A 6,343-nucleotide genomic window follows, 5' to 3' on the forward strand; every position below is an offset into this window, starting at 1 on the left:
GGCGCAAAGGGATCGCTACCCAAATCATTGCACAGGGCGCTGTCGGGGATCGTGGTCGCGAAGTCGGCGACATCGATAGCGCTCAACAGGAGGTATCCATTTCATGATGGCTAACTGGGTTCCGTCCCAGCTGTCGTGCGGCCACAACTCGGGTCGCATTCTCGACACCGCGCGGGGCATTCTCATCGGCCTGCGGCGCTGTCCGTCAGAGACCGCATTCGACGAGTTGCACAGCGCCGCAATACGGCACAAGGTGCCGGTGTTCGCCATGGCGTGGGCGCTGGTCCACCTGGCGGGTGAGGGCGAGAAGACACCCAGCTTCAGCGAGGCACAGTCTGCGGCCCGCCATGAATGGGGCCCGCTGTTCGCACGGGCCGCTGTCTCGACCTGTTGAACGCAGCGGACGGCCGCGGTAGTGGGGAAGTACCGCGGGCGCCACTGTCCTAGCCCGCGCTAGAGCGAATAAGCGGCTTAACGGCTTTCGGCAAATGCCGGTGTGACGAACCGTTGCACCAGTTGGCGTTCGGCTTCGTCATCGCCGGCCGGCCAGTACACCAGTGACAGCACCACGCGCACGATCCAGTGCGCCGCCTGCGGATCACTGTCGGCGAGCCCGGAAAGATCTCTGGCGATGCCGGCGAGCAACGGAGATGCCGTCAGCCCGCTCATCGCATCGATGCGCCGGACCGAGCCGATCATCAGTTGACTCAGTGGGTCCGAGCGAATTCGCTTGAGTGCCAAGGTTATGGCGGTGACGATTCGCTCCGGTCCGCTCAGGTTCTCGACCGCCGAACGGACGCTGTCGATGATGCGGGCCGCGGAACGGGTCAGGACCGCGTCGCGGATCTCGGCTTTGCCGCCGGCGTATCGATAGACGGTCGCCCGGGAACAGTGGACGCGGGCGGCCAGAGTGTCGATGTCGAATGCGTCCAGCCCCTGCTGCGCGATGAGCTCGGTGGCGGCGGCGTAGATGCGTTCTGCAGCAATCGCACGCCGATCGCCGCCTACCAGCCAATCGTCACGAGGCACTGTCAGCCCTTCACGTCGAGAACCAAGAGGTTGAATTTCTCATAGTGAGATGAATATAGCAACCTTTCTCACCGGAGCCGCAGGTCCGGGCCCCCAGTGAGACAACACGCAGGTGGTCTGCCAGGGCGGCGGTTTTCAGCTTCATGCGATGCCGTTGACGTGCGGCGATCCTCCGATCAGCCTGGGCAAATGACCGTCGCCGACGAGGCCATCGCGTTCTTCGCTGCCGAATCTTTGCAGGATCCGTACCCGCTCTACGAGCGCATGCGCGCCGCGGGCCCGGTATGCCGAATCGGCGACTCGCAGTTCTATGCCGTCTGCAGTTGGGATGGGGTCATCGACGCCATCAACCGTCCGGGGGACTTCTCGTCCAACCTCACCGCGACCATGACGTTCACCGATGAGGGCAGCGTCAAGCCATTTGAGATGGACCCACTCGGCGGGCCTACCCACGTGCTGGCAACGGCCGACGACCCCGCGCACGCACTGCACCGCAAGCTACTGGTACGCCATCTGGCGGCGCGGCGTATCCGGGCCATGGAGGAGTTCGCCACGAAGGCCGCGGACCACCTGTGGAACGAGGGCCTACGCAATGGACGCATCGAATGGATGGGCGCGATGGCCAACCGGCTGCCCATGATGGTCGTGGCGGCCCTGATCGGCGTTCCCGACACCGACGTCGCCCAGCTGGTGAAGTGGGGATACGCGGCCACCCAGTTGCTCGAAGGTCTGGTCGACCAGGATCAGCTGGCCGCCGCCGGCGCGGCCGTGCTGGAACTCAGTGGCTATATCGCCGAGCGCTTCGGCGAGGCGGGACAGACCGGCGACGCCGATCCGCAGGACAACCTGCTCGGCGAACTGGCCACCGCCTGCGCGTCGGGCCAGCTGGACATGGTCACCGCACAGGTGATGATGGTGACGCTGTTCGCGGCCGGCGGCGAATCTACCGCCTCACTACTCGGCAGTGCGGCCTGGATCCTGGCCTGCCGTCCCGACATCCAGCGGCAGGTGCGCGAAAAGCCTGAGCTGCTAGGGCCATTCATCGAGGAAACGCTGCGCTACGAGTCGCCGTTCCGCGGCCACTACCGGCACGTACGAAACGACACCACACTGGCCGGCGTCGACCTGCCCGCCGACTCGCATCTGCTGCTGTTGTGGGGCGCGGCTAACCGGGACCCAGCACACTTCGAAACACCCGACGAGTTTCGCCTCGACCGCGCAGAAGCCAAGGGCCACCTGAGTTTTGGGAAGGGAGCGCACTTCTGCGTCGGCGCGGCGCTGGCGCGTCTGGAGGCTCAGATCGTGCTGCGGCTGCTGCTGGACCGCACCTCGGTGATCGAGGCCGTCGATGTCGGACGATGGTTACCCAGCATCCTGGTCCGCCGCCTCGAGCGTATTGAGCTGGCCGTCAAGTAGCGACGGCCAGCGGTGCTACTCCGCGGGCGGAAGTTGCCGCGGGCCTTCGGGTGACCGCAGTTGCGGTGGGCCTTCCCGCTCGATCAACTCACGCCGGCCGTCGCGTTCTGTCGACTCGAGCGACAAGCCGTGCCGATCGTCCGCTGCTGCCCGGCCCAACGACGTGTACCCGTCATTGGCCGGAATCCGGCCGTAGTTCCCGGCATTCCAGGAATCGGCGTGGTCGCGGGACGATTGGATGCGCCCGGTCTGAGCCGCATGATCGGCAGCTGCCGAAGTGGGCTCCGGCTGCGAACCGGCCCGGAGGTGGCCGGGATCGGAACTCTCGGAGTTCACCGTCACTTTGCGAGTGCGCTTGAGCGAAAACGCGATCTCCTCGACCTCTTCGAACACTTGGCGCGCGCTGCGTAGTGGCTGCGTCGTATTGTCGATCACCCGAGCCACGAACGGCGGCACCAGCGGGCGGATCCAGCGAGCCGCCGCTTTGGTGGCGTTTGGGATTGACGGGATCAGCGGGGCACCCGTCGTACGCTCGTCGAGCTCTTGATGCGGCTCGACGGCGCCGCCCGATTCGGCCGGTGCCGGCAGGTTCTCCGTAATTTCGCGCACGGTATCCGCTGGGGCAGCGGGTAATTGGGCGGCTGCGCGACTGGCCGCCTCGGCCTCGGCGGCGATCGGCAGGTACATGTCTTCCTCCACTGGTTCGAAAGTACGCTGCGCCTTTACACCAGAAAAAGCCCGGACCGGCCGATCCGGGCCGTCGAGGGCTGCGATGACTCGACGGCGTTGCTGCTCGCGGTCGATTTCGATCTGGGCTTCGATGGCGAGGCGGGCTTGAGTGAGTTGATGCTCGGCCCACATGATTTCGGCCTCGCGGCGCACCTCGGCGCGCTTGAGTGCGATGGCGGTGTCGGCCTCGAGTTCGGCGCGCTCACGGTCCGCCCGCGCGGTTGACTGGCGATCGTGGGTCGTCTCGCCGCGCCACAGCCGCAGGATCAGCGGCAGCAGATACAGCAACGCGAAAAACGCGATTGTCAGCAGCCGCAGCAGTATCGCCCCCGTGCCGGCGAGCGTGAGGTCGTTCAAAGCGGTCCAGCGCGCGCCCAGCCCGCCGCCCCTGTTAGCGATCGCGCCGTGTCGCGCCTCGGCGAGGGCCTGCTCGTCGTGAGCGGCCTTCGCGTCCAGCCCGGGCGCTTCGCGGTCCCGAGTCGCGGTGGCATCGTTCAGCTCGCGCCGCGCGTCATCCAGAAGTTCGTTTGCCGTTCGCGTTTCGGGTCCGGTGCCGGGAATTCCGGTGATCCGGGTCTGCGGGCAGCCCGGGGTGGGGTGGTATTCGCAGCGCGCCACCACCAGGGCGTTGTCCAGTTGACCGCGGGCGTGTGCCACGGCGTTGTCGAGCGCAGTGCGCTCGCCGCGGGTGCGGTCCAGAGTGGCCGATGCGTGCGCCACCGCGGGTGTCGATTCGGCGCTCATCGCGGCTCGCTCGTCGAGACGGCGGTCGATGGAGCTGGAGAACATGACGAGTGAGGCCAGCTCACCCACGACGACGCCGACGGCAACCGCCACGGTCCCGCGCCCCAGGACGCTCGAAATCGTCCGCGCGGGTCCGCCGGCGATGCCGCGGCTCACCGCGCCGATCAGCATCCCGAAGACGAGACCCAGACCGGTTAGCGCCCAGATCGGCCACCGCGCCGACTGGCTGACGGCCAGACTCGCGACGAGCCAGGCCAGCGCGGCGCCGCACACCACCACGACACCGGCCACCGCGTGGGCGGTCCTCTCGTGACGCTCACCTAGCTCGCGCCAGTGCCCGCCGCCGAGCCAGGTCAGCAGCCCCTCTACCCTGGATGCGGCCGAGCGCGACTCAGTTGATTCATGCGCGCGCATGAGATTCCAACACCTCCAGTTTTTCCAAGCCTGGCAGCTTGCCACCCGACACACCGAATCGAAGAGCCCCGTTTGTGGCCTTCTTCACACGCCGACCAGCGGGCGACGAATCACACACCTCGGGACGATCGGGCGTCGTGGCCCGCCGCGGAGGGTTATCGGGCCTCGTCCAGGGCTGAATTCCGGCCCCCCTGGTCGCCACGCGAGCGGATCAGCGGCCATTACCGCACCGAACGTGAGACGGTATAAACCTATGCAAAACTTCGACTACGTTACCTACGAAGAGTTCGGCCGTAGGTTTTTCGAATACGCCGTCACCCCCGAGCGCGTCGCCGCCGCGTTGGACGATTTCGCCGGCACCGAGTTCGCGATGGAGCCTATCGCTCAGGGACCCGGGGGGATCGCCAAGGTCAGCGCCAATGTGAAGGTCAAAGACCCGCGGGTTACTCGTCGCCTCGGTGACAGCATCACATTCATCATCCACATCCCGTTGTCGATCGATCTGCTCCTCGACTTGCGGCTCGACAAGCAGCGATTCACCGTCACCGGAGACATAGCGTTGAAGGCTACGGCGCGGGCGGCAACGCCGCTGATCCTGATCGTCGACGTGGCGAAACCGCGACCCTCCGACATCACCGTCAACGTGTCGTCCAAATCCATTCGCGGTGAGGTGTTGCGCATTCTCGCGGGCGTCGACGGGGAGATCCGCCGATTCATCGCCCACTACGTCGCTGACGAAATCGATTCCCCACAGTCGCAGGCCGCGCAAGTCATCGACGTGGCGCACCAATTGGACACCACCTGGGACGGCGCCTAGCGGTCAAGGACGGATTCGCCCGGGTTTTCGGGTCCTAGCGTGCGGGTATCCGCCGGAGAGCGCGTTTCGCGCATTTTGCCCACCTCAGACGAGAAGCGGAAAAAATATGGCACGTGTAGACGTTTCGACGTCATCGGATCTGGAGCCGGAGTCGGCCTGGAAACTGGCATCCGACTTACGCCGATTCGAAGAGTGGATGACGATTTTCGGCGGCTGGCGCGGCGAGGTTCCGTCGAAGATCGAGGAGGGCACGTGTATTTCGTCGCTGATCAAGGTCAAGGGTTTCCGCAACATCATTCACTGGGAAGTCACCCGCTACGACGAACCGAAATCGATTGAGCTGCAGGGCCGCGGCCGCGGCGGAATTCGCATCGCGCTGTCGATGGGCGTCACCGACGACGATCCCGGATCCACCTTCCATCTCGTCGCGGATTTGAAAGGCGGCCTGCTGAGCGGACCGATCGGGAATCTGGTCGCCAGGGTATTGCGCTCCGACGTTCGTAAGTCGATCAATAACCTCTCCGCGCTGCAGTAGAGGTGGCATGTCAAAACGGCTGTTGCGCACGGCTGTCCTCGTCGGCGCGGCCAGCGCCACGTTGATAGCGGGCTGCTCAGGCGGCAAGACGCCGGGGGCAGCTAGAGTTTCCACTACTGGTACGGCGCCCGCCGCACCGCTGACTTCGCGCCAATGTGGTGACATCAGCGAAGCAAACGTGGATCTGTTGGCGGCGCCGGGCAGAGATGGCACACAAAAGGCCGCGGACACCCTGGAGCGCTATCACCCGCCGACATCGGTCAAGCAGTCGATTGAACATTTCGTCGGTGCCGGCGGAGCTCACTTCGATGACCCCGGCTACCCGCAGAACTACAAAGTCCTTGACGACTGGGTCAAGCAGGTTTGTCCCGCGCTGGGTGGTTGACCAGCCATTCCCGCTCGGCTTGGCGAATTCGCCTGCGTTCCATGGCAAGCCAGCTCAGACCGGCCCCGAAGACCAGCAGCCCGATGCTGACCACGGCGACACCGAGCCCCACCTGCCCAAGGGCGAAATTGCTCAGACCCACCACGAAAACCACGACAGCGGCCGCCACCGCGACGATTCTGGGGGTCCTTTCTACGTCACCGAGTGATTCGTGATCGCTGGTTCGGGCGAGTTCGGCCATGAACAAATGCCTACCCGAAATGCTTTTCGGACA

At 65.3% G+C, this 6,343-nt stretch carries 8 protein-coding genes; 5 read left to right on the plus strand and 3 right to left on the minus strand.

Features of this window, described 5'->3' with window-relative positions:
- Positions 1 to 103 precede the first annotated feature (103 nt).
- Complete coding sequence (locus AC5Y21_RS20570) at positions 104 to 394, plus strand: ANTAR domain-containing protein (protein ID WP_499915040.1); 291 nt, start codon at positions 104 to 106, stop codon at positions 392 to 394.
- A gap of 77 nt (positions 395 to 471) precedes the next feature.
- Here the strand turns inward: AC5Y21_RS20570 and AC5Y21_RS20575 are convergent, their stop codons facing one another.
- Positions 472 to 1,029, minus strand: coding sequence for a TetR/AcrR family transcriptional regulator (locus tag AC5Y21_RS20575; protein WP_499915041.1), 558 nt, complete (start codon positions 1,027 to 1,029; stop codon positions 472 to 474).
- 189 nt (positions 1,030 to 1,218) lie between these two features.
- On the opposite strand from AC5Y21_RS20575, the gene AC5Y21_RS20580 reads away from it, so the two are divergent.
- Positions 1,219 to 2,445 carry a cytochrome P450 gene (locus AC5Y21_RS20580; RefSeq protein ID WP_499915042.1) on the plus strand — a complete coding sequence of 409 codons (1,227 nt, stop codon included), beginning with the start codon at positions 1,219 to 1,221 and terminating at the stop codon, positions 2,443 to 2,445.
- A gap of 15 nt (positions 2,446 to 2,460) precedes the next feature.
- Here the strand turns inward: AC5Y21_RS20580 and AC5Y21_RS20585 are convergent, their stop codons facing one another.
- Positions 2,461 to 4,332 carry a DUF4407 domain-containing protein gene (locus AC5Y21_RS20585; protein WP_499915043.1) on the minus strand — a complete coding sequence of 624 codons (1,872 nt, stop codon included), beginning with the start codon at positions 4,330 to 4,332 and terminating at the stop codon, positions 2,461 to 2,463.
- A 253-nt stretch (positions 4,333 to 4,585) separates the two neighbouring features.
- On the opposite strand from AC5Y21_RS20585, the gene AC5Y21_RS20590 reads away from it, so the two are divergent.
- The 3 genes from AC5Y21_RS20590 (at position 4,586) to AC5Y21_RS20600 (ending at position 6,069) form a co-directional block, all read left to right on the plus strand.
- Positions 4,586 to 5,149: a hypothetical protein gene (locus tag AC5Y21_RS20590; RefSeq protein ID WP_499915044.1), complete on the plus strand. Its 564-nt coding sequence runs from the start codon at positions 4,586 to 4,588 to the stop codon at positions 5,147 to 5,149.
- A gap of 106 nt (positions 5,150 to 5,255) precedes the next feature.
- Positions 5,256 to 5,684 (plus strand): type II toxin-antitoxin system Rv0910 family toxin, encoded by a 429-nt coding sequence (locus AC5Y21_RS20595; RefSeq protein WP_499915045.1) that lies wholly within the window; start codon positions 5,256 to 5,258, stop codon positions 5,682 to 5,684.
- Between the two features lie 7 nt (positions 5,685 to 5,691).
- Complete coding sequence (locus AC5Y21_RS20600) at positions 5,692 to 6,069, plus strand: hypothetical protein (RefSeq protein ID WP_499915046.1); 378 nt, start codon at positions 5,692 to 5,694, stop codon at positions 6,067 to 6,069.
- On the opposite strand, the gene AC5Y21_RS20605 is transcribed toward AC5Y21_RS20600, so the two are convergent.
- Positions 6,038 to 6,310 (minus strand): LapA family protein, encoded by a 273-nt coding sequence (locus AC5Y21_RS20605; RefSeq protein WP_499915058.1) that lies wholly within the window; start codon positions 6,308 to 6,310, stop codon positions 6,038 to 6,040. The genes AC5Y21_RS20600 and AC5Y21_RS20605 overlap by 32 nt on opposite strands.
- Between the last annotated feature and the right edge of the window lie 33 nt (positions 6,311 to 6,343).

This window comes from Mycobacterium sp. NGS41 (assembly GCF_059812725.1).

Excerpts from the sequence above, each read along its gene's own strand:
- AC5Y21_RS20570 (WP_499915040.1), top strand. The coding sequence starts at position 104 with ATGATGGCTAACTGGGTTCCGTCCCAGCTGTCGTGCGGCCACAACTCG.
- AC5Y21_RS20590 (WP_499915044.1), top strand. The coding sequence starts at position 4,586 with ATGCAAAACTTCGACTACGTTACCTACGAAGAGTTCGGCCGTAGGTTT.
- AC5Y21_RS20595 (WP_499915045.1), top strand. The coding sequence starts at position 5,256 with ATGGCACGTGTAGACGTTTCGACGTCATCGGATCTGGAGCCGGAGTCG.
- AC5Y21_RS20585 (WP_499915043.1), bottom strand. The coding sequence starts at position 4,332 with ATGCGCGCGCATGAATCAACTGAGTCGCGCTCGGCCGCATCCAGGGTA.
- AC5Y21_RS20605 (WP_499915058.1), bottom strand. The coding sequence starts at position 6,310 with ATGGCCGAACTCGCCCGAACCAGCGATCACGAATCACTCGGTGACGTA.
- AC5Y21_RS20600 (WP_499915046.1), top strand. The coding sequence starts at position 5,692 with ATGTCAAAACGGCTGTTGCGCACGGCTGTCCTCGTCGGCGCGGCCAGC.
- AC5Y21_RS20580 (WP_499915042.1), top strand. The coding sequence starts at position 1,219 with ATGACCGTCGCCGACGAGGCCATCGCGTTCTTCGCTGCCGAATCTTTG.